Origin of the sequence: Pseudomonas sp. RSB 5.4, from assembly GCF_037126175.1 — a bacterium.
Lineage (GTDB): Bacteria > Pseudomonadota > Gammaproteobacteria > Pseudomonadales > Pseudomonadaceae > Aquipseudomonas > Aquipseudomonas fluorescens_H.
In genome coordinates, this window is record NZ_CP146986.1 from 1272297 (window position 1) to 1293867 (window position 21571).

At 61.7% G+C, this 21571-nt stretch carries 18 protein-coding genes; 6 read left to right on the forward strand and 12 right to left on the reverse strand.

The window, feature by feature from the left end:
• Positions 1-76: 76 nt before the first annotated feature.
• From mapR to V9L13_RS05660, 3 genes are all read right to left on the reverse strand, one after another.
• Positions 77-1486 (reverse strand): GntR family transcriptional regulator MpaR, encoded by a 1410-nt coding sequence (gene mapR, locus V9L13_RS05650; RefSeq protein WP_338801797.1) that lies wholly within the window; start codon positions 1484-1486, stop codon positions 77-79.
• A gap of 169 nt (positions 1487-1655) precedes the next feature.
• Entirely contained in the window at positions 1656-3086 is a 1431-nt protein-coding gene (gene ccoG / locus V9L13_RS05655) for a cytochrome c oxidase accessory protein CcoG (RefSeq protein WP_338801798.1), read from the reverse strand.
• A 195-nt stretch (positions 3087-3281) separates the two neighbouring features.
• Positions 3282-3530, reverse strand: coding sequence for a DUF3203 family protein (locus tag V9L13_RS05660; RefSeq protein WP_226501344.1), 249 nt, complete (start codon positions 3528-3530; stop codon positions 3282-3284).
• Positions 3531-3652: 122 nt separating this feature from the next.
• Between V9L13_RS05660 and V9L13_RS05665 the strand changes: the two genes are divergently transcribed.
• A complete protein-coding gene (locus V9L13_RS05665; protein ID WP_338801799.1) occupies positions 3653-4165 on the forward strand; it encodes an MgtC/SapB family protein in 513 nt (170 codons plus the stop codon).
• Positions 4166-4206: 41 nt separating this feature from the next.
• Here V9L13_RS05665 and V9L13_RS05670 read toward each other — a convergent pair whose 3' ends face one another.
• On the reverse strand, positions 4207-4365 hold the full coding sequence (locus tag V9L13_RS05670) for a hypothetical protein (protein WP_003224520.1): 159 nt from the start codon (positions 4363-4365) through the stop codon (positions 4207-4209).
• A gap of 217 nt (positions 4366-4582) precedes the next feature.
• Here V9L13_RS05670 and V9L13_RS05675 point away from each other — a divergent pair, with 217 nt between their 5' ends.
• The 3 genes from V9L13_RS05675 to glgB all read left to right on the forward strand — a co-directional run bounded on the left by V9L13_RS05675 (position 4583) and on the right by glgB (position 12312).
• Complete coding sequence (locus V9L13_RS05675) at positions 4583-6580, forward strand: alpha-1,4-glucan--maltose-1-phosphate maltosyltransferase (protein ID WP_338801800.1); 1998 nt, start codon at positions 4583-4585, stop codon at positions 6578-6580.
• Between the two features lie 156 nt (positions 6581-6736).
• Positions 6737-10078 (forward strand): maltose alpha-D-glucosyltransferase, encoded by a 3342-nt coding sequence (treS, locus tag V9L13_RS05680; RefSeq protein WP_338801801.1) that lies wholly within the window; start codon positions 6737-6739, stop codon positions 10076-10078.
• A 2-nt stretch (positions 10079-10080) separates the two neighbouring features.
• Complete coding sequence (gene glgB, locus V9L13_RS05685) at positions 10081-12312, forward strand: 1,4-alpha-glucan branching protein GlgB (RefSeq protein ID WP_226501340.1); 2232 nt, start codon at positions 10081-10083, stop codon at positions 12310-12312.
• A gap of 147 nt (positions 12313-12459) precedes the next feature.
• Here the strand turns inward: glgB and V9L13_RS05690 are convergent, their stop codons facing one another.
• Complete coding sequence (locus tag V9L13_RS05690) at positions 12460-13242, reverse strand: endonuclease/exonuclease/phosphatase family protein (protein ID WP_338801802.1); 783 nt, start codon at positions 13240-13242, stop codon at positions 12460-12462.
• Between the two features lie 548 nt (positions 13243-13790).
• On the opposite strand from V9L13_RS05690, the gene V9L13_RS05695 reads away from it, so the two are divergent.
• The gene (locus V9L13_RS05695; protein WP_338801803.1) at positions 13791-14162 is read left to right on the forward strand and encodes a hypothetical protein; all 372 of its coding nucleotides are present in this window, start codon (positions 13791-13793) and stop codon (positions 14160-14162) included.
• A gap of 141 nt (positions 14163-14303) precedes the next feature.
• On the forward strand, positions 14304-14663 hold the full coding sequence (locus V9L13_RS05700) for a DUF6124 family protein (protein WP_338801804.1): 360 nt from the start codon (positions 14304-14306) through the stop codon (positions 14661-14663).
• Positions 14664-14856: 193 nt separating this feature from the next.
• On the opposite strand, the gene V9L13_RS05705 is transcribed toward V9L13_RS05700, so the two are convergent.
• The 7 genes from V9L13_RS05705 to V9L13_RS05735 form a co-directional block, all read right to left on the reverse strand.
• Positions 14857-15615 (reverse strand): PIG-L family deacetylase, encoded by a 759-nt coding sequence (locus V9L13_RS05705; protein ID WP_338801805.1) that lies wholly within the window; start codon positions 15613-15615, stop codon positions 14857-14859.
• A gap of 157 nt (positions 15616-15772) precedes the next feature.
• Positions 15773-16459 carry a glycosyltransferase gene (locus tag V9L13_RS05710; protein WP_338801806.1) on the reverse strand — a complete coding sequence of 229 codons (687 nt, stop codon included), beginning with the start codon at positions 16457-16459 and terminating at the stop codon, positions 15773-15775.
• Entirely contained in the window at positions 16456-17055 is a 600-nt protein-coding gene (locus tag V9L13_RS05715; RefSeq protein ID WP_338801807.1) for an SAM-dependent methyltransferase, read from the reverse strand. Before V9L13_RS05715 ends, V9L13_RS05710 begins: the two co-directional genes overlap by 4 nt.
• A complete protein-coding gene (locus V9L13_RS05720) occupies positions 17052-17825 on the reverse strand; it encodes a PIG-L family deacetylase (protein WP_258674471.1) in 774 nt (257 codons plus the stop codon). Before V9L13_RS05720 ends, V9L13_RS05715 begins: the two co-directional genes overlap by 4 nt.
• Positions 17822-18820, reverse strand: coding sequence for an acyl-CoA dehydrogenase family protein (locus tag V9L13_RS05725; RefSeq protein ID WP_338801808.1), 999 nt, complete (start codon positions 18818-18820; stop codon positions 17822-17824). The genes V9L13_RS05720 and V9L13_RS05725 overlap by 4 nt, the downstream gene beginning before the upstream one ends.
• 1 nt (position 18821) lies before the next feature.
• Entirely contained in the window at positions 18822-20999 is a 2178-nt protein-coding gene (glgX, locus tag V9L13_RS05730; RefSeq protein ID WP_338801809.1) for a glycogen debranching protein GlgX, read from the reverse strand.
• A 235-nt stretch (positions 21000-21234) separates the two neighbouring features.
• Positions 21235-21555, reverse strand: coding sequence for a DUF2934 domain-containing protein (locus tag V9L13_RS05735; RefSeq protein WP_338801810.1), 321 nt, complete (start codon positions 21553-21555; stop codon positions 21235-21237).
• Positions 21556-21571: the final 16 nt, after the last annotated feature.

A 21571-nucleotide genomic window follows, 5' to 3' on the forward strand; every position in this document is an offset into this window, starting at 1 on the left:
TCCCACAGGGTAAACGCATTCCAATGGTGGGAGCGGGCTTGCTCGCGAAGGCGTCATTAGCAGCAACATCAATCTGTCAGAACGACCGCACAATCCGCCCCAACGTCTCCATCGCTTTCTCCGAGTCCTCGGTCCACGGGCTGCCGTAATTCAACCGGATACAGTTCCGAAAACGCTGGGTCGGCGAGAAGATCGGCCCCGGCGCGATGCTGATGCCTTGCGCCAACGCCATCTGAAACAACTTCAATGAGTCCATCTGCGGTGGCAGTTCCAGCCACAGGAAATAGCCGCCGGCCGGTTGGCTGACGCGGGTCTGCGCCGGGAAGTAGCGGGCAATCGCCGCGAGCATCGCGCTTTGCTGTTCTTCCAGGGCGTAGCGCAGTTTGCGTAGGTGGCGGTCGTAGCCGCCGTGTTGCAGGTAGTCGGCGATGGCCGCCTGCGCCGGCATCGAGGCACAGAGCGAGGTCATCAGTTTCAGCCGTTCGATTTTCTGTGCGTAGCGCCCGGCGGCGACCCAGCCGATGCGGTAGCCGGGGGCTAGGCTCTTGGCGAATGAACCGCAGTGCATCACCAGCCCTTCGGTGTCGAACGCCTTGGCCGGTTTTGGTGCTTGCTGGCCGTAATAGAGCTCGGCGTAGACATCGTCCTCGATCAGCGGCACCTGATGCTGGCGCAACAACGCCACCAATTCCTGTTTCTTTGCCTCAGGCATGGTCGCGCCCATCGGGTTTTGGAAACTGGTCATGCACCAGCAGGCCTTGATCGGATGCCGTTCGAGAGTCTGCGCGAGCACGCCGAGGTCAATGCCGTCGCGCGGGTGCACGGGGATTTCCACGGCTTTGAGTTTCAAGCGCTCCAGTACTTGCAGGCTGGCATAGAACGCCGGGGCTTCGATGGCCACCAGATCGCCCGGTTCGGTCACGGCTTGCAGGCACAGGTTCAGCGCTTCGAGGGCGCCGTTGGTGATCAGCAGTTCTTCCATGGGCAGCATCAGCCCGCCGACCATGTAGCGCAGGGCAATCTGCCGACGCAGTTGCGGGTTGCCCGGCGACATGTCGGTGACCACCATGCGCGGGTCCATCTCGCGCGCGGCACTGGCCAGCGAGCGCGACAGGCGCTGCAACGGGAACAGGGTGGGGCTGGGGAACGCCGAGCCGAAGGGCACGGTGCTCGGATCTTTGATCGATTCGAGGACCGAGAACACCAGTTCGCTGACGTCGACTTCGGTGGAGTCGTTGACGTGGCTGCTGATCACCGGTTCGGAAAACGGGCTCGGTGCGTGGGTGTTGACGAAGTAGCCGGAGCGTGGCCGCGCGCGGATCAGACCGCGACGTTCCAGCAGGTAATAGGCCTGGAACACCGTGGACGGGCTGACCCCGTAAGTCTGGCTGGCGTAGCGCACCGATGGCACCCGTTGCCCGGGGCCGAGCACGCCGGAGCGGATCAGTTCAGCGATGTCGTCGGCGAATTTTTCGTAGCGTTTCATCGGTATCCCGCGATGGACTGAATTCGGATTGCTTTTTGTGGCGAGGGAGCTTGCTCCCGCTGGGCTGCGTAGCGGCCCCAAAAGCTTGTGAGTGCTATGCACTCAAGCGGGAGCAAGCTCCCTCACCACAGTTATCGCATTGTGAAAAAGAGGACAGCATCTTAATGGCTCAGCGATTCATCGGCGCCACAAACCTGCTTTTCGCCACGCTATAAATCTCTGGCTCGTCGCTGTCGGCGATCTTGAAACTCAAGGTCTGCGAGCTGCTGGCCGGGCGCTCGGTGGTCATCGCCACCGAAACCGGCACATCGACAATCTCTCCCGGCGCCAGGCTCAGTTCGGTCTTGCCCTGCAACTGGAAGCCATCGCCCTCCACCAGGCTCAGGGTGTAGTCCTGGCGCTGTTGGGTTTTGTTGATGACTTTAAGGGTGTAGATGTTCTCGATCTGGCCTTGACCGTTCTCGCGGAACAGCCCGCGATCCTTGGTCACGTCCAGCGAGACCATCGGCCGTTCGACCAAGGCCAGCGCCAGGGCGCCGATCATCACCAGCAGCACCGCGACGTAGCCGATCAGCCGTGGCCGCAGCAGATGGGTCTTGCCGCCCTGCAATTCGCGCTCGGAACTGTAGCGGATCAAACCGCGCGGGTAGTTCATTTTGTCCATGATCGAATCGCAGGCGTCGATGCACGCCGCGCAGCCGATGCATTCCATCTGCAGGCCATCGCGGATGTCGATGCCGGTCGGGCAGACCTGCACGCACAATTGGCAATCGATGCAATCACCGAGGCCGGCTTCGGCGGGCTTCACGTCGCGCTTGCGCGGGCCACGGTTTTCGCCACGGGCGACGTCGTAGGAAATCGCCAACGTGTCTTTGTCGAACATCACGCTCTGGAACCGCGCATACGGGCACATGTGCATGCACACCGCTTCGCGCAGCCAGCCGGCATTGATGTAAGTGGCGGCGGTGAAGAACAGCACCCAGAACAGGCTGACCCCGCCGATTTGCAGGGTGAGCAGCTCTTCAGCCAGCGGACGAATCGGCGTGAAGTAGCCGACGAAGGTCAGCCCGGTCAGCACGCTGATCGCCAGCCACAGGGTGTGCTTGGCCGCGCGCCGCGCCAGTTTGTTCAGGCTCCAGGGCGCCGCTTGCAGTTTGATCCGTTGGTTGCGCTCGCCTTCAGTGACTTTCTCGCACCACATGAAAATCCATGTCCACGAGCTCTGTGGGCAGGTGTAGCCGCACCAGACCCGGCCGGCGAACACGGTGATGGCGAACAGGCCGAACGCGGCAATGATCAGCAGCGCCGAGAGCAGGATGAAATCCTGCGGCCAGAAGGTCGCGCCGAAGATGTGAAATTTGCTTTCGGCCAAGTCCCACAGCACGGCCTGACGACCGCCCCAATTCAGCCACACGGTGCCGAAGAACAGCAGAAACAGAAATCCCGCGCCGCTCATGCGCAAGGTGCGGAACAGGCCGGTGAAACTGCGGGTGTGAATGTGATTGTCGGTGGAGCCGGCCTTCGCCTTCATCGGGCGACCAGGCACATTTTTTATGGTGGGGCTTGCTTCTACGGTTCGGACGGGGATTTGTTCGCTCATGGTCGTTCGCTCATCAGCCTCCATCAGGCGGATGAACTATGAGCGCCGAACTGTTTGCATAACAGGCTCAGCTATTTGAATAAAAAGCGTATCAGATGGCTTCTGACCCGCGCCCTGCGACAACTTGAAGCAGCCCGCAGACGCAGGCGCAAACGCCTATCGCAGGCGTCTGCGCCGGGTGTTGATCAGGGTCAGTCAAATCACCGAATCACTCTCGTCGGCCTTCAGATGCTTGCGACCATCCTTTGCGCCGGCGACGGTCAAGGCATCAGCTTCCGCTTCGGTGATGTAAACGCGCCGACTTTCAATTTCCACAAACGACATGGCCTTTTCACTATCTGTTTTGACTTCCAGCGTGTCGCAAATGCGAATTTCCTCGCCATTTTCGATGGTGAAAAAACACACTTTTGCTTCGGGATTGGATTCATCGATTCGAACGGGCATGGGGCTGTCCTTTTTTCTCGGGTGTCTGAGAGGTTAGGGCGCGCGCTTTGCCGATCGTTCTGCGCAACTGATTAATGGTCGCTGCTGTCCATCCACTGACGACATATAAAAAGGACGGAGCGATGAACGCTTGGTGGGATGAAGTGTGGGAAACGCTGCAAGCAGAATTCGCTGACGTCGGCGATGCCTCGCAACTGACACGCATCACCGTGCGCCTGTTGATGGCAGCGGTGCTGGGCGGGATTCTCGGTTTTGAACGTGAGCACAAGGGCAAGGCCGCCGGAGTGCGCACGCACATGCTGGTGGCGCTTGGCGCGGCGTTGTTTGTGCTGGTGCCGCAGACCTCAGGGGCTGAATCCGATGCGATGAGTCGGGTGTTGCAGGGCGTTATCGCCGGGATCGGCTTCTTGGGTGCCGGGACGATTCTGAAAAATCAGGAAGGCGATGAAGGCCATGTCAGAGGGCTGACCACGGCGGCCGGGTTGTGGATGACAGCGGCAATCGGGGTGGCGGCCGGCCTGGGCAGGGAGGCGACGGCGTTGCTCAGCACGTTGTTGGCGTTGGGGGTTTTCAGCGTGATGCCACGAGTGGTCAGGTTGTTCGAGAAGGACGGCGAGAAGAACCAACACCTGTAACCGATCGTTCCCATGATGGATGGGAACGATCGATCGGGTCCTTAGACGATCACCGGCGGCATCGTCGTCGGCGGCTCTTCCTTCGGCGGTGGCGTGGTGCCCGGTGGTTCCTGTTCGGGGATCGGCTGCGGCTCGGTCTCGGGCAGCGTGGGTTTATCGATGTTCGGATCAGGCGTTTCGGCCGGGATCGGGATGTTCATCTGTAGACCTCCGTGTGGCACATGGCGTGAGAAGTGCTTAAGTGGATTGACCACCGTGTGATGAATTCGATCCGCTTTTTTGTCCAGGCAAATCCCTGTGAACTTTTCCCCGCGCCGGTCGCTCGGAACCTAAGTCAGTTCAAGTCGGGGCCGGTGCCTCGTTGTGACCACCGATCCGGCACAAGAGCGTCCTTGGGGCGTTAAGGAGAGATGCTCGATGTCTGCTGAAAAACCTTCAGAGCAGAGCTACAACCCGCACATGCCGCTGTCGCAGGCGTTGCTGCTGCCGCGCATCGTGATCGAAAACACCATGCCGACTCTTGATGGCGGTCAGTTTGCGGTCAAGTCGATTGCCGGTCGCGACGTCGTCGTCACCAGCAAAGTGTTTGCCGACGGCCACGACAAGCTCGCGGTACGCATCCGCTGGCACGAGGAGGGCGCAGAGGCATGGCAGAGCGAGGTCATGAACGACCTCGGCAACAACAGTTGGGAAGGGCGCTTTCGCCCCGAGCATCAAGGCCGCTTTGTGTTTTGCGTCGAGGCCTGGATCGATCACTTCGCCAGTTTCCAGTATGAACTGGAGAAAAAGCACAACGCCGCCGTCCCGGTTTCACTGGAACTGCAGGAAGGTCGCAGCATGGTCCAGCAGGCCGCCGAGCGCAGCGAAGGTCAGCTCAGCGAACAACTCGCAGCGTTGCATCATGAATTGTCCGGCCTGCTCGAAACCGAGCAGGTGGCGCTGTTTCTGCACTCGCGCAGTGCGCAATTGATGGCCCAGGCCGATCACCGCGCCTATCTGAGCCTGAGCGCTGAATTCCCGATGGACGTCGAACGTGAACTGGCCGAGTTTGCCAGTTGGTACGAGCTGTTTCCGCGCTCGATCACCGACGATCCCACCCGTCACGGCACCTTCAACGACGTGCACGCGCGTTTGCCGATGATTCAGGACATGGGCTTTGATGTGCTGTACTTCACGCCGATCCACCCGATCGGCCGTGCCCATCGCAAGGGGCGCAACAATTCCCTGACGGCCGGCCCGGATGATCCGGGTAGCCCGTACGCGATCGGCAGCGAGGAGGGTGGTCACGAGGCGATTCACTCGCAGCTCGGTACCCGCGAAGACTTCCGCCGGTTGGTCGCCGCTGCCGCCGAACATGGTCTGGAAATCGCCCTCGATTTCGCCATCCAGTGTTCACAGGATCACCCGTGGCTAAAACAGCATCCGGGCTGGTTCAACTGGCGCCCGGACGGCACGATCAAATATGCGGAAAACCCGCCGAAGAAATACCAGGACATCGTCAACGTCGACTTCTATGCGCCCGACGCCATCCCCAGCCTGTGGGTGGAGCTGCGCGATATTGTGGTCGGCTGGGTCAACGAAGGCGTGAAGATCTTCCGCGTCGACAATCCGCACACCAAGCCGCTGCCGTTCTGGCAATGGCTGATCGCCGATGTGCGGGCACTGCACCCGGAGGTGATCTTCCTCGCAGAGGCATTTACCACACCAGCGATGATGGCGCGCCTGGGCAAGGTCGGTTACAGCCAGAGCTACACCTATTTCACCTGGCGCAACACCAAGTCCGAGCTGGCGGCCTACTTCACCGAACTCAACGCGTCGCCGTGGCGCGAATGCTACCGGCCGAACTTCTTCGTCAATACGCCGGACATCAACCCGGCGTTCCTGCATGAGTCGGGGCGACCGGGGTTTCTCATCCGCGCGGCGCTGGCGACCATGGGCTCGGGCCTGTGGGGCATGTATTCCGGTTATGAGCTGTGCGAAGCAGCGCCGGTACCGGGCAAAGAGGAATACCTCGATTCGGAGAAGTACGAGATCCGCGTCCGCGACTTCAATGCACCGGGCAACATCATTGCCGAAATTGCCCAGCTCAACCGCATCCGCCGGCAGAACCCGGCGCTGCACACGCACCTGGGGCTGAAGGTCTACAACGCGTGGAACGACAACATTCTGTACTTCGGCAAGCGCAGCTTCGACGGCAGCAACTTCATTCTGGTGGCGGTGAGCCTCGATCCGCACAACGTGCAGGAAGCCAGTTTCGAACTGCCGCTGTGGGAGATGGGCCTGCCGGACGACGCGACGACTCACGGTGAGGACTTGATGAACGGGCATCGCTGGGACTGGCATGGCAAGTACCAGTTCATGCGGATAGACCCGGCGTATCAGCCGTTCGGGATTTGGCGGATTACTGCCGCGTAAGACACACACCGACCCCTGTAGGAGCTGCCGAAGGCTGCGATCTTTTGCCTTTGATTTTTTAGAAGCAAGATCAAAAGATCGCAGCCTTCGGCAGCTCCTACAGAAGTATCAGCACGATCACATTATGTGCAGAGACGAATTTTTCAGGAGTTTCACATGGCGAAGAAACCCAAGGCAGCCACCTTTATCAAAGACCCGCTCTGGTACAAGGATGCGGTGATTTATCAGGTTCACGTCAAATCGTTTTTCGACTCCAACAATGACGGGATCGGCGACTTTCCCGGCCTGATCGCCAAACTCGATTACATCGCCGATCTCGGCGTCAACACTATCTGGCTCTTGCCGTTCTATCCCTCGCCCCGTCGCGACGACGGTTACGACATTGCCGAATACCGCGGCGTGCACAGCGACTACGGAACCATGGCCGACGCCAAGCGCTTCATCGCCGAGGCGCACAAGCGGGGGTTGCGGGTGATCACCGAGCTGGTCATCAACCACACCTCGGATCAGCACCCGTGGTTCCAGCGGGCGCGCAAGGCCAAGCCTGGCTCGGCGGCGCGAGATTTCTATGTGTGGTCGGATGACGACCAGAAATACGATGGCACGCGGATCATCTTCCTCGACACCGAGAAGTCCAACTGGACCTGGGATCCGGTCGCCGGTCAGTACTTCTGGCACCGTTTCTATTCGCACCAGCCCGACCTGAATTTCGACAACCCGCAAGTGATGAAAGCCGTGCTGTCGGTGATGCGCTACTGGTTGGACATGGGCATCGACGGCCTGCGTCTTGACGCGATTCCGTACCTGATCGAACGCGACGGCACCAACAACGAGAACCTGCCGGAGACCCACGACGTCCTCAAGCAGATCCGTGCCGAGATCGATGCGAATTACCCCGACCGCATGCTGCTGGCCGAGGCCAACCAATGGCCGGAAGACACCCAACTGTACTTCGGTGACACCGATGCCGAGGGCGTCAACGGCGACGAATGCCACATGGCGTTTCACTTCCCGCTGATGCCGCGCATGTACATGGCGCTGGCCCAGGAAGATCGCTTCCCGATCACCGACATTCTGCGGCAAACCCCCGAGATTCCGGCCAACTGTCAGTGGGCGATCTTCCTGCGTAACCACGATGAGCTGACGCTGGAGATGGTTACCGACAAGGAGCGCGACTACCTGTGGAATTACTACGCCGCTGACCGTCGCGCGCGGATCAACCTCGGTATTCGCCGGCGTCTGGCGCCGTTGATGGAGCGTGACCGCCGCCGCGTGGAATTGCTCAATAGCCTGCTGTTGTCGATGCCGGGCACGCCGACCCTGTATTACGGCGATGAAATCGGCATGGGCGACAACATCTACCTCGGCGACCGCGACGGCGTGCGTACGCCGATGCAATGGTCGATCGACCGCAACGGCGGTTTCTCCCGCGCCGATCCGGCCAGTCTGGTGTTGCCGCCGATCATGGACCCGCAATACGGTTATCTGTCGGTCAACGTCGAAACCCAGGCCGGCGACCCGCATTCGCTGCTCAACTGGACCCGGCGCATGCTCGCCGTGCGCAAGCAGTCCAAGGCCTTCGGTCGCGGCACACTGAAAATGCTTTCGCCGAGCAACCGACGGATTCTGGCCTACACCCGGGAATTCACCGACGCCGACGGCAAGCACGAAATCATCCTCTGCGTGGCCAACGTCTCGCGCAGCGCGCAGGCGGCGGAACTCGATCTGTCGGCCTACGTCGGCATGGTCCCGGTGGAGATGCTCGGCGGTAACGCGTTCCCGCCGATCGGCCAGTTGAATTTCCTCCTGACCCTGGCGCCGTACGGTTTCTACTGGTTCGCCCTGGCCACGGAAAACCAGATGCCGAGCTGGCACGTGGAACCGGCGCAGAGCCTGCCGGACTTCACCACGCTGGTGCTGAAAAAGCGCATGGAAGAGCTGCTCGAAGCGCCGACCCGCAACACCCTGGAGCAGAGCATCCTGCCGAGCTGGCTGCAGAATCGCCGCTGGTTCGCCGGCAAGGACGCAGCCATCGAGCAGGTCAATCTGGCCTACGGCGTGCGCTTCGGCGATGCGCAACATCCGGTGTTGCTCAGCGAAATAGAAGTCACCAGCGCCGGGCAGACCAGCCGCTATCAACTGCCGTTCGGCTTCATCGCCGAAGATCAGGTCGGCCCGGCGTTGCCGCAACAACTCGCATTGTCGCGGGTTCGTCGCGGGCGACAGGTCGGTCTGATTACCGATGCCTTCAGCCTCGAAACGTTTGTGCACGCGGTGTTGCAAGGCATGCAGAGCGCCACCGTGCTCCACTCCGAACAGGGCGAGATTCGTTTTGCGCCGACTGCGAAGCTGGAAAAACTCGGCCTCGGTGCCGAGTCGGAAGTGCGCTATCTGTCGGCCGAGCAGTCGAACAGTTCGGTGGTGATCGGCAACAGTCTGGTGCTGAAGCTGATCCGCAAGGTCGCCTCCGGTGTGCACCCGGAACTGGAAATGAGTGCGTACCTGACCGAGGCCGGCTTCGAGAACATCTCGCCGCTGCTCGGCTCGGTGATCCGTCGCGATGGCGCTGGCGAAGACAATCTGCTGATGATCGCCCAAGGCTATCTGAGCAATCAGGGCGATGCCTGGGAATGGACGCAGAATAACCTCGAACGGGCGCTGCGTGATGAGCTGGCCGACTCGATGTCCGAGCAGGAGCAGCACTACAACGCCCTCGGCGAACTGAAGGACTTTGCCGGCATGCTCGGCCAGCGTCTGGGGGAAATGCACCAGGTGCTGGCGGCGCCAACCGACAACCCCGACTTCGCCCCGCAAACCACCAGTGCCAAGGACGCCCAAGCCACCGGCAAGGACGTTGCGGCGCAGGTCGAACATGCCTTGAAGCTGCTCAAACAGCACCAGAGTCATCTGAGTGCGGCGGATCAGAAAATGGTCGCGCGGCTGCTGGACAACAAGAAGGTCATCCTCGGCCATGTGCAGGAGCTCGCGCAAAAAGCCGTGGGCGGCTTGCGTATCCGTGTCCACGGCGACTTGCACCTGGGTCAGGTGCTGGTAATCAAGGGCGATGCCTACCTGATCGACTTCGAGGGTGAACCGGCGCGGCCGCTGCACGAACGGCGCGGCAAACACAGTCCGTACAAAGACGTCAGCGGCGTGCTGCGTTCCTTCGATTACGCGGCGGCGATGACCATCAACGTACACAACGTCGATCACAGTCCAGAGTCCGAAGCCGCCCGCCATCGGGTTGCCGAGCGCTATCTGCGTGAGGCGCGCGAGGCATTTGTTCAGGCATATCGCCAAGCGGCAGCTAGTCTTGATCATGCCTGGCAGGATCCTGCAGGTGCCGACGCTGCGCTTGCGCTGTTCGGCCTGGAGAAGGCGGCCTATGAAGTGGCCTATGAAGCCGAAAATCGCCCCACGTGGCTGCCCGTGCCGTTGCACGGTTTGTATGGGTTATTGACAGGGCTTAAACCCTTTTCCGATCTTGGTGGAGAGTAGTCATGAGTTTCTCGAACAAGGAACAGGGTCACGCTAAAGAAGCGTTACTGCCGGCGGCGCAGGACATCGACGCGCTGGTGCGCGCCGAACATCACGACCCGTTTTCCATTCTCGGTCCGCACGGCGATGGAGCCGGCGGACAATTCATCCGCGCCTATCTGCCGGGTGCGTTGAAAGTCGAAGTGCTGGACAAGGACAGCGGCGAAGAGCGCGGTGAACTGACCGCCACCGAAACCCCGGGGCTGTTTGTCGGGCACTTCGCGCAGGCGCGGCCGTATCTGCTGCGCACGCGTTGGGCCGGCGGCGAACAGGTGGCGGAAGACCCCTACAGCTTTGGCCAGTTGCTCGGCGAAATGGATTTGTATCTGTTCGCTGAAGGCAATCACCGCGACCTCAGCAGTTGCCTCGGCGCGCAACTGACAACCGTCGATGGCGTCGACGGTGTGCGCTTTGCCGTGTGGGCGCCGAATGCTCGCCGAGTGTCGGTGGTCGGCGATTTCAACGTGTGGGACGGTCGCCGCCATCCGATGCGCCTGCGCCATCCGTCCGGGGTCTGGGAGTTGTTCATTCCGCGCCTGCAAGCAGGGGAGTTGTACAAGTACGAAATCCTTGGCGCCCACGGCATCCTGCCGTTGAAGGCCGACCCGATGGCCCTGGCCACCAGTCTGCCGCCGGACACCGCGTCGAAAGTCGCCGCGCCGCTGCAGATCAACTGGCAGGATCAGGACTGGATGAACGGCCGCCGCGAGCGGCAGAAGCATTCGGCACCGCTGTCGATCTACGAATTGCATGCCGGATCGTGGCAATGCGAGCTGGACGATCTGGGCGAAGTCGCCCGCCAGTACACCTGGCCGGAACTGGCTGAACGGCTGATTCCTTACGTCAAGGAACTGGGCTTCACCCACATCGAACTGATGCCGATCATGGAGCACCCGTTTGGCGGCTCATGGGGTTATCAGTTGCTCTCGCAATTCGCCCCGAGTGCCCGATACGGCACGCCGGAGCAATTCGGTGAGTTCGTCGACGCCTGTCACCGCGCCGATATCGGCGTGATTCTTGACTGGGTGCCGGCGCATTTTCCTACCGATACCCATGGCCTGGCGCAGTTCGACGGCACGGCGTTGTATGAATACGGCAACCCGCTGGAGGGCTTCCATCAGGACTGGGACACGCTGATCTACAACCTGGGGCGCACCGAAGTGCACGGCTACATGCTGGCGTCGGCGCTGCACTGGTTGAAGCATTTCCACATCGATGGCCTGCGCGTCGATGCGGTGGCCTCGATGCTCTATCGCGACTATTCGCGCAAGGCCGGCGAATGGGTGCCGAACCGCCACGGCGGGCGCGAGAATCTGGAAGCCATCGATTTCCTCCGCCACTTGAATGACGTGGTCGAGCTGGAAGCCCCGGGGGCGCTGGTGATCGCCGAGGAGTCCACCGCATGGCCGGGCGTCAGTCAGAGCACGCAGCAGGGCGGCCTCGGTTTCGCCTATAAATGGAACATGGGCTGGATGCACGACTCGCTGCACTACATCCAGCAGGACCCGGTGTACCGCGCGCACCATCACAACGAATTGAGTTTCGGCCTGGTTTACGCCTGGTCCGAGCGTTTCATCCTGCCGATTTCCCACGACGAAGTGGTGCACGGCAAGCATTCGCTGATCGACAAGATGCCCGGCGACCGTTGGCAGAAATTTGCCAACCTGCGCGCCTACCTGAGCTTCATGTGGACCCATCCGGGCAAGAAACTGTTGTTCATGGGCTGCGAATTCGGCCAGTGGCGCGAGTGGAATCACGATCAGCAACTGGACTGGTACCTGCTGCAATACTCGGAACACAAAGGCGTGCAGAAACTGGTCGGCGACCTCAATCGCCTGTACCGCGAGGAACCGGCGCTGCACGATCAGGACGATGCGCCGCAGGGTTTCCAGTGGCTGATCGGCGATGATGCGATCAACAGCGTGTACGCGTGGCTGCGCTGGAGCAAGGACGGCAAACCGGTGCTGGTGGTCGCCAACTTCACCCCGGTGCCGCGTCAGTCGTACCGGGTCGGCGTGCCGTTCGCCGGGCGCTGGAACGAACTGCTGAACAGCGATGCTGACACCTATGCCGGGTCCAACTATGGCAATGGTGGCGGGGCGTTTACCGAAGAGGTGGCGAGCCATGGCCAGTCGCTGTCGCTGGAGCTGAATCTGCCGCCGCTGGCGGTGTTGATTCTGAAGCCGGAGGGCTAGTCCAGCCACCGCTAACCCTGTGAGAGCGCGCTTGCCCGCGAAGAGGTCGGAACATTCAACATCTCTGTTGCCTGATCCGCCGTCATCGCGGGCAAGCCTGCTCCCACAGGCGTTTTCGCTGATCCGGGGATCGCTGCCGCAGCAGGATTACAGGTGCACTTCCACCGCCAGCGGCAAATGATCCGACAGGTGCGTCCACGGTTTGTTGCCAAGGATCTGCGGGTCATGGCTGCTGGCATTGCGCAGGTAGATACGGTCCAGGCGCAGTAACGGAAAACGCGCGGGGTAGGTCTTGGCCGGGCGGCCGTGGTGGCGTTCGAAGGCTTCGTGCAGGTAATCGCGGCGGGCGAGGGCGGCATTGCCCTGCAGCTGCCAGTCATTGAAGTCGCCGGCAATGATGACCGGTGCATCGTCGGGCAATGATTCGAGCAACTGGCAAAGTAGTTGCAACTGCAGTTGGCGGTGGCTTTCCAGCAGACTCAGGTGCACGCAGATCGCGTGGACTTCGGAGTGGCCCGGTACGTCCAGCACACAGTGCAGCAGGCCGCGGCGCTCGGGGCCGGTGATCGACACGTCGAGGTTGCGGTATTCGCGGATCGGGTACTTCGACAGCAGCGCATTGCCGTGGTGGCCGTCGGGGTACACCGCGTTGCGCCCGTAGGCAAAGTCGCTCCACATGCTGTCGGCGAGAAATTCGTATTGCGAGGTTTGCGGCCATTCCTGGTAGCGATTGGAATGTCGCTCGTGTTCACCCACCACCTCCTGCAGAAACACCAGATCAGCCGAGGTGCTGCGCACCGCTTCGCGCAGTTCCGGCAGGATGAAGCGCCGGTTGAGGGCGGTAAAACCCTTGTGAGTGTTGACCGTCAGCACGCGCAGGCGATGGATGACGGGTGCGTCGACGGCGTGACGCTTGGGATCGCTGGACACGTTCACTCCTCTGAAAAAACGGCTTCCTGTTCATGCGACTGGTCTGTGAGCGGGCAGTTCCTTCCGGATACCTCCTCAGGTCGTCATGCAAATCACCAGAGCCGCCAGGAAACCTGTGTGAGCGAGCCTGCTCGCGAAAGCGGCCTATCAGACAAAATCAAAACAACAGAGCAAACCCCGCAAATAAACATAACCCCGCAACCACGTTTAAAGTACACGAACCGTTACGCCATAACGGCTACAACGCCTTGCGCCGTTACCTACGCGTACGCCAGAATCCGCCGGCTTACACGGCTATGCGTTGGGCTTATCGTTTCCCTGTCACTGGAAAACAGTGATCGGGTTTGGTAGCCCATTTCGGTACGGTCGTATGGCGTCACCTTATGCAGCCTCTTTTTTGCGGCTCAGCTTTATATGGTGGACATGCGTGGGGCTCATTCGTGAGCGCCGGGTTCCGTATCGACCGGTCTACCAACCCGCGCATGGCCGCCACCCATCGTTTGGTAGCGAGGGTGATGGCTCCTATTTCTCGATACGGAGTTTCATCCATGTTCAAAGCCACACCCAACCCCCCGGACACCTCAATCCCGTACGACCCAGCCCTCGACCCGCAGAAGATAAAAGCGGCAACCGACCGCGCCATCAACTTCTACCTCAACCCCGGCGCCCTGAAGATCTCGATCCCTACAGCCTCGTCATGCAAGTCGAACAGAATCTTCCTCATCGACCCCACCGTGGACGAAGAAACCTTGCTCGTCGAAGCCTGCGAGTCATTAGCCGCCGCCAGTGACATGGCCCGCGATATCGGCGACACCGTCGACCACTCACAGCGCCGGGCCATGCTGATGCTGCATCAGGTGATCATGCTCAGTGAACTGATGGTCAACCGAGTGCTGGACGGTCGCCGCGTGCCGAACTAATCACCCGGCGCACCTGTAGGAGCTGCCGAAGGCTGCGATCTTTTGATTTTGTTTTTCAAGATCAAGATCAAAAGATCGCAGCCTGCGGCAGCTCTTACAGTGAGTAATCCTTTCAAAGTGTCTCGATCGGAGTTCCAGCTGATGCCCGAAACCCCACCCAATCCGCCGGCCACAGACCCGGTATCACCCTACGAGTCCCTCAACTCGAGAAAACTCCACGAAGCCGCCGAACGCGCCCTCGACCACTACCTCGCGCCCGCAAACATCATGGCAACACCGTACACCCCCAGCAGCATGTTCCTGGTCAACCCGCAAACCGACACTGAATCGCTACTGGCCAACGCCTGCGAATCCCTGGCCTCGGCCACGGTGATGCTCGGCGATTTCGCCGGCACGCTGGAGGGGCCGAGTCGTAATACGGCGCTGGGCATTGCTCAAGTGATAATGCTGGGGGAGTTGGCGGTGAATCAGGCGCTGGATAACGTGATGCCCAAGGAATAGGCGCTTACAGTTATGGCCTCTTCGCGAGCAAGCCCGCTCCCACATTGGCTCTGCGTTGGTCATGGGTTATGTGCCCTGACAAAAATCCCCCGTGGGAGCGGGCTTGCTCGCGAATGCGGTGTGCCAGCCAACACCTTAAGTGCCTGACACGGCCTCTTCGCGAGCAAGCCCGCTCCTACAGGGGGTGGGTGTATCAGATGAAGACGATTTCGTAGGGCAGGCGCATCCGCTCCAGGATCACCGGCGGCAGCAGCGGCGCGATGCCGATCGCCGGTTCGCCCTTGAGCTGGCTGGCGTAGGCGTGGGTGGCGTGGCTTTTGCGCGCCACGGTCCAGGTGTCGAGGCGCAGTTTGCGAGCGCGTTCCCAGGGGATCAGGTGCTGATCGCGTTCCGGCCAGTGCCAGGCCCAGACTGGCACGTCATGGAAGGTCGCGCCGACTTGCGCTGCCGCTTTGGCACTGGCGCGGCCAACCGCTTCGTGGTCGTCAGTGCGATCGTCGCGCCAGGTGCTGAACACCACGTCGCCGGGACGCAGGTAGCGGGCAATGAAGTCGGTGAGGTCGGCCACGCGGTCGAGCAGCGCGTTGTCGGTGAACCCGCCACGCACCCATTTCAGGCTGTGCATCGGCAGGCCGAGACGGCGCAGGGCTTCGACGCTTTCTTGAGGCCGGAACACGCTCAGGCGTTTTTCCGACCACTGCCGTGAACCGGGATGGCTGGCGCTGCCGTCAGTGATCGACAGCAGTTGCAGTGGATGGCCGAGGCTGGAGAGCAATTGCAGGAGCCCGCCACAGGTCACCACCTCATCGCCCGGATGCGGGGCGACAACAACGGCTCGGGCACCGGGTGGCACCAGACTGTGGGTATTGATGACGGGGATGTTGTCCAGTTGCCGGGCGCTGTTCCATATTTGCGCCGGCAGCGGATTTTCGCTGAGGGATAACGGTTTCATGGGTATTACGTCCTTGTTGTCTCTGGCCCTCAGTCGTGCAGACACCGTGGAAAATCAGGTGCGCGCGACCCGTGAAGGCGGATGAATGGCCGTGCGACGCTCCGAACCCTGGATTGCCGCGCAGCAGAGTATTGCTCATGAAAGTTGATTCGTCGCGTCACAGATCAATCTGATCCGCTTTTTTTATGTCTAACTGTACCAATTTTCGCAGGTAGTCCCCGAATCCGCCCCGGGCACGGCTGTCCAGACGGGCGCTGGTATGCACTTGCGGGCGATGGCTCCAGGCGATGTCGGCACCGAGCAATTCCAGTTGCCGCACCAGTTGCACGTCCTCATCGCAGGTCAAGGGGGCGAATCCCCCGGCCCAGCGATAGGCATCGGCACTGACCCCGAGATTGGCGCCGTGGATATGGCGATGCCCGTCCCGCGCCTGATAGTGACTGTGATAGCGGATTTGCGCGCTTTCGTCGAATGACGGATCCCAATGTTCGACGGTCACCGTGCCGCATACCGCGTCGGCGCCCAGCCCCAACTGCGCCACCAGCCAGTCATCCGCCACCCGGCTGTCGGCGTCAGTGCAGGAGATCCAGCGCGCGCCACGCTCCAGCAACACCTGCGCGCCGGCGGCACGGGCCTGGCCGACGTTGCGGGCGTCGATGTGCAGGCTCAGTACCGGAAAACCGCTGACGATCTGTGCCGAGCGATCCGTGCAGCTGTCGAGCACCACCAGCACTTCGACCGGTTCGCCGGCCAACAGCCTGTGTTTACTGGCGCGCAGTGCTGCGCTCAGGCATTGCTCGAGCAGGTCTTCCTCGTTATGCGCCGGAATCAGAATACCGATCATCGCAGGCCCTCCAATGCGGCCACCGAGCGCGGCTCGCGGCTCCAGACTTCAAGAATGAAGTCAGCTTCCTGATGCAGTGCCAGACGCGGCAGCGGCAGTTGCTCGTGAATCAGGTCATGTACCTGACGGGCATTGAGCGGGCAGCCGTCGATGGGCGGGCGCCAGTGGCAGGCCAGCAATTGCCCGTCAGCCGTCAGGGATTCACTAATGCGCCGGATCACTTCTGTCAGATCCTGGGCATCGAGGTAGTAGCCGATTTCGCTAAATACAATCAGGTCGAATTTTTCTTCCGGCCAGTCGCCGGGCAGGCGACTTTGGCGCACCTCGGCGTGGTCAAAAAGGCTCAACCGGGTACGCGCCAGATTCACCGCCGCACTGGCGGTGTCGCAACACAGCAGATGGTCACAGCGGCCAGCGAGTTCGGCGCTGAGTTCGCCATTGGCACAACCGGGTTCGAAGATCGCCCGATAATGTGCGCGGGGCAGGGCCGCGAGGGTGATCGCGCGTTTGCGCTGTTCGTACCAGCGCTCGCGGAACGCCCAGGGATCATCGTTGGCGCTGAACAGACCTTCGAAGTAACGATCATCGACGCTCATAGGAACACCACTTCAAACGGTTGCAGCAGACGATCCAGCACGTACGGCGCCAATACCGGTTGCAGCCCGGCTTGCGGGTCGCCTTCCAGCTGGCTGGCAAACGCATGCACCGCGTGGCGTTTGCGCGCCACTTGCTCGGGTGACAGCAGAATCTTGCGCGCGCGCTGCCACGGCACCGAGGCGTCTTCGGGGGAGGCCCAGTGCCAGGTCCATACCGGCAATTCGTGGCAAGTGGCGCCGACCCGCCGCGCAGCTTCGATACTGGCGCGGCCGGCGGCTTCGTGATCGCAATGGCCGTCCTCGCACCACGTGCTGAACACCACGTCGCCGGGGCGCAGGTGGCGTTCGATGAACGCGACCAGCGACGGCTCATCCGCGGCGACCTGGCTATCGCTGAAACCACCGCGCAGCCATTTCATCCGGTGCAGCGGTACGCCGAGGCGGCGCAGGGCTTCGGCCGATTCCTGCGGCCGCACCACGCTCAGGCGTTCCACCGGCCAGCGCTCGGAACCGGGATGACTGGCACTGCCATCGGTGACCGAGATCAGTTGCAACTGACGCCCGGCGGCGGCCAGCAACTGCAGCATCCCGCCGCAGCCGAGCACTTCGTCGTCCGGGTGCGGGGCGACGACCACCGCCCGCGCGCCCGGTGGCACCAGACTGAGGACATCGACGCTGTCCAGCGCCGCCAGGTGCCGGGAGTGTTGCCATTGCAGCAGGGAAGTACCCTGGTGGCCGATGATCGGATCGGGTTTGTTGGCGGCATTCATAGCGTCCAGGCCTCCTCGGGGTGTTCGGCGAGCGATTGGCCTAGCGCGGCGAGATCACGCTCGGCATGGCTCTGGCGCAGGAACACCGGCAGATCAGCGATCAGCCGGGCGAAGTGCCGATCCCTGCAGAACGGCCCGGCACCCAGCGCACGCCCGACGTCGCGCATCGCTTGCTCAGCCGATTGTTCGACCACTGCGCGGGCACGCCGCGCCAACAGTTCGGCATCGGCCTCGGGATGCGCATCAATGTGCAGGGCACTGAAACGCAGTACATTCGCCGCCGCGTACAGCGCCGCATCGACCGCCCCGAGATGGGCGAGGGCGTGCGGCTCCTGGCGTTGCGCGCAGTGTTGCCGCAGTGCTTCAGCGATCTGCCGCGCCGCGCCGTACCAGCACGCGGCAATACCGATCCCGCCTTGCCAGAAGCCCGGACGATTCAGGTAGTCGCCGGGGTTACCGATGGCTTGGGCTTCGGCCGCGTCGAACAACACTTCGACGCTGCCGGTGGCGCCCATGCCGACCGCTTGCCAGCCCTGATCGGTGATGGTCACGCCCGGTTGATCCAGCGCCACCGCGACCAGTTGCTGACGATCCTCGGCGTCCCACGCGGTGAGCAGCGCATGGCTGAGCACCGCCGCCCCCGAGCACCAGGCCTTGCGCCCGTCGAGGCGCACCATGTGCCCGGCCGGTCGCACTTGCACCCGAGCCTGTGGCGGCTCGGCAGCCCACATTCCCCAGGTGCTGCCCGGTGTGGGCGAACCACCGAGTTGTTCGATGATCGCCAGTGCGTCGGTGTGGCCTTCGTAGAGTTTGCACAAGCCCAGATCGTGCCCACCGACTTCGGCCAAATGCTGAAAGCGCTCCAGCGTGCGACCGCTGCCCGGTAACGGCAACCGATCCAGACCGGCCTCGACCAATGCCCGCAGGCAGTGGCCGAGGGCGGCGGTGTCGGGATAATCAGGCGGGCGGCGCGCCAGATAATGTTGCAGGTCCATATCAGTCTTCTTCTTCGCGTTGCAATTCGAACAGCAGCAAAGAGCGGCCGGTGACCGAATATTCATGGCCGAACTCGAAGCGTTCCTGACCGCGAACCGCCGGTTGATTGGTGTCGACCATGCAGGTCCAGAAACTGCCTTCCGGCACTTCCGGCAGACTGAAATTGACGATGTCGTGATGGGCGTTGACCACCAGCAGCAACGTTGCGTCGGCACCTTTGCGGCGAATCCCGGTTTCCTGTGCGCGACCGTCGAGGAGCATGCCGAGGCAGCGGTTGTGCGCGTCGTGCCAGTGTTCGGTGGTCATCTCGGTGCCGTCCGGCGCCAGCCAGGTGACGTCCTTGACGCCGATGTCCTCGTTGTACTCGCCGACCAGGAAACGCCCACGGCGCAGGATCGGATAGGCCATACGCAGCTTGATCAGACGTTTGACGAATTTGAGCAGCGCCTTGCCGTCCTCGCTGAGATCCCAGTTGACCCAGCCGATCTCGCTGTCCTGGCAATAGGCGTTGTTGTTGCCGTCCTGCGTGCGGGCGAATTCGTCGCCGGCAACGATCATCGGCGTGCCCTGCGACAGCAGCAGCGTGGCGAAGAAGTTGCGCATCTGCCGGTGGCGCAGTGCGTTGATCTCCGGATCGTCGGTCGGGCCTTCGACGCCGTGGTTCCACGACAGGTTGTTGTTGCTGCCGTCCTGGTTGTTTTCGTCGTTGGCCTCGTTGTGCTTGTCGTTGTACGACACCAGATCGTTGAGGGTGAAACCGTCATGGGCGGTGATGAAATTCACCGACGAGTACGGCCGCCGTCCACGCTGATTGAACATCTCGCCGGACGCGGTCATGCGGCTGGCGAAGTCGGCAACCTGGCCGTCGTCGCCTTTCCAGAACGCGCGCACGGTGTCGCGGAATTTGTCGTTCCATTCGACCCAGCCCGGCGGGAAATTGCCGACCTGATAGCCACCGGGGCCGCAATCCCAAGGTTCGGCGATCATTTTCACCTGACGCAGCACCGGGTCCTGCCGGCAGGCGACGAGGAAGCTGTGACGCTCGTCGAAACCGTCGTGATAGCGCCCGAGAATGGTCGCCAGATCGAAGCGGAAACCGTCGACGTGCATCTCGCTGGCCCAGTAGCGCAGCGAGTCGGTGACCATCTGCAGCACACACGGGTGACTGAGGTCGAGGGTGTTGCCGGTGCCGGAATCGTTGATGTAGAAGCGCTTGTCGTCCGGCATCAGGCGGTAGTAAGAGGCGTTGTCGATGCCGCGCATCGACAGGGTCGGGCCTTGCTCGTTGCCCTCGGCGGTGTGGTTGTAGACCACGTCGAGGATCACTTCCAGATTGGCCTCGTGCAGGTGCGCGACCATCTCCTTGAATTCGGCGATCTTGCCGCTGGCCAGGTAACGCGGATCCGGGGCGAAGAAGGCGATGCTGTTGTAGCCCCAGTAGTTGGTCATGCCCTTGTGCAGCAGGTGCTGGTCATTGACGAAGGCATGGATCGGCAGCAGTTCCACACTCGATACGCCGAGTTTGCGGATGTGCTCAAGCACGTCATCGACCATCAGACCGGCAAATGTACCGCGCACGTTCTCTGGCACCGAGGGGTGACGCATGCTGATGCCGCGGACGTGGGTTTCGTAAATGATCGTCTTGTCCCACGGCACGCTGACCCGATGGTCGTTGCCCCAGGTGTGCGCCGGGTCGATGACCTTGCACTTGGGCACGAACGGCGCGCTGTCACGTTCATCGAAGCTGAGGTCGGCGTCGGGGTGGCCGATGGTGTAACCGAACAACGCCTCGGACCATTTCAACTGGCCGACCAATTGTTTGGCGTAAGGGTCGATCAGCAGTTTGTTGTGGTTGAAGCGATGACCATTGGCCGGGTCATACGGGCCATAGACGCGGTAGCCGTAGATCAGCCCCGGATGGGCGTCGGGCAGATAGCCGTGGAAAATCTCGTCGGTGTATTCCGGCAGTTCGATACGTTCGAGTTCGACTTCACCGGCATCGTCGAAGATGCACAGTTCGACCTTGGTGGCGTTGGCGGAAAACAGCGCAAAGTTCACCCCCAGACCATCCCAGGTTGCGCCGAGCGGGAAGGGCAGGCCTTCACGGATTCTCGATGGCTCAGCGTGCGCTGCGGGCTCGGCCTTTTTTTTTTGGACTGGACATGATTGCTCCTGCAAAACGGGTTGGTTCGGATAACGGATCAACTGTGGGCACAGAATCTGTGGTGAGGGGATTTATCCCCGATGGGTCGCGCAGCGGCCCTGCGACTGCTTCGCAGCCGATCGGGGATGAATCCCCTCACCACAGACATCTCTCCCTGACAGGGGTTGTTTGGGGTTTCTTGAGGACGAGTTGGCCCTCGGTGGCGAGCGAACTCGCCACACGGTGATTCAGTTCAATATTCCGGGTGGGTCAGTTGGCCGGGGGCTTGCGTGGGGCGCGCGGCTTTTTCTCGGCGGGCGTTTCACCCGGCGGTACGACTTTGGCGGCGCTCGCCGGTTTGGCTTTGGCCGCCGCCGGAGGCTTCGGCTTGGCCGCCGGGGCCTTGCTGTCGGGGCCTTTGCCGGCGGCTTTGCTGCCAGCGGCTTTGGGCGACTTCTTCGGCGCCAGAGCCTCGGCTTCGGCCAGTTTGCGCGCCATTTCCCAATGACGCGCTTCATGACCTTCAGGTTTGCCCTCGGATTCCCAGATCTGATAGGCAAACTCGCGGATGCGTTTATCGTCGGTACTCATCGCAATGCTCCTGAAC

What these genes read in the sequence shown, in the direction of transcription:
- treS (WP_338801801.1), top strand. Translation starts at nt 6,737, where the DNA reads ATGGCGAAGAAACCCAAGGCAGCCACCTTTATCAAAGACCCGCTCTGG.
- V9L13_RS05725 (WP_338801808.1), bottom strand. Translation starts at nt 18,820, where the DNA reads ATGGACCTGCAACATTATCTGGCGCGCCGCCCGCCTGATTATCCCGAC.
- V9L13_RS05675 (WP_338801800.1), top strand. Translation starts at nt 4,583, where the DNA reads ATGTCTGCTGAAAAACCTTCAGAGCAGAGCTACAACCCGCACATGCCG.
- V9L13_RS05720 (WP_258674471.1), bottom strand. Translation starts at nt 17,825, where the DNA reads ATGAATGCCGCCAACAAACCCGATCCGATCATCGGCCACCAGGGTACT.
- V9L13_RS05695 (WP_338801803.1), top strand. Translation starts at nt 13,791, where the DNA reads ATGTTCAAAGCCACACCCAACCCCCCGGACACCTCAATCCCGTACGAC.
- V9L13_RS05665 (WP_338801799.1), top strand. Translation starts at nt 3,653, where the DNA reads ATGAACGCTTGGTGGGATGAAGTGTGGGAAACGCTGCAAGCAGAATTC.
- V9L13_RS05710 (WP_338801806.1), bottom strand. Translation starts at nt 16,459, where the DNA reads ATGATCGGTATTCTGATTCCGGCGCATAACGAGGAAGACCTGCTCGAG.
- V9L13_RS05700 (WP_338801804.1), top strand. Translation starts at nt 14,304, where the DNA reads ATGCCCGAAACCCCACCCAATCCGCCGGCCACAGACCCGGTATCACCC.
- V9L13_RS05715 (WP_338801807.1), bottom strand. Translation starts at nt 17,055, where the DNA reads ATGAGCGTCGATGATCGTTACTTCGAAGGTCTGTTCAGCGCCAACGAT.
- ccoG (WP_338801798.1), bottom strand. Translation starts at nt 3,086, where the DNA reads ATGAGCGAACAAATCCCCGTCCGAACCGTAGAAGCAAGCCCCACCATA.
- V9L13_RS05735 (WP_338801810.1), bottom strand. Translation starts at nt 21,555, where the DNA reads ATGAGTACCGACGATAAACGCATCCGCGAGTTTGCCTATCAGATCTGG.
- V9L13_RS05705 (WP_338801805.1), bottom strand. Translation starts at nt 15,615, where the DNA reads ATGAAACCGTTATCCCTCAGCGAAAATCCGCTGCCGGCGCAAATATGG.
- mapR (WP_338801797.1), bottom strand. Translation starts at nt 1,486, where the DNA reads ATGAAACGCTACGAAAAATTCGCCGACGACATCGCTGAACTGATCCGC.
- V9L13_RS05660 (WP_226501344.1), bottom strand. Translation starts at nt 3,530, where the DNA reads ATGCCCGTTCGAATCGATGAATCCAATCCCGAAGCAAAAGTGTGTTTT.
- glgB (WP_226501340.1), top strand. Translation starts at nt 10,081, where the DNA reads ATGAGTTTCTCGAACAAGGAACAGGGTCACGCTAAAGAAGCGTTACTG.
- V9L13_RS05670 (WP_003224520.1), bottom strand. Translation starts at nt 4,365, where the DNA reads ATGAACATCCCGATCCCGGCCGAAACGCCTGATCCGAACATCGATAAA.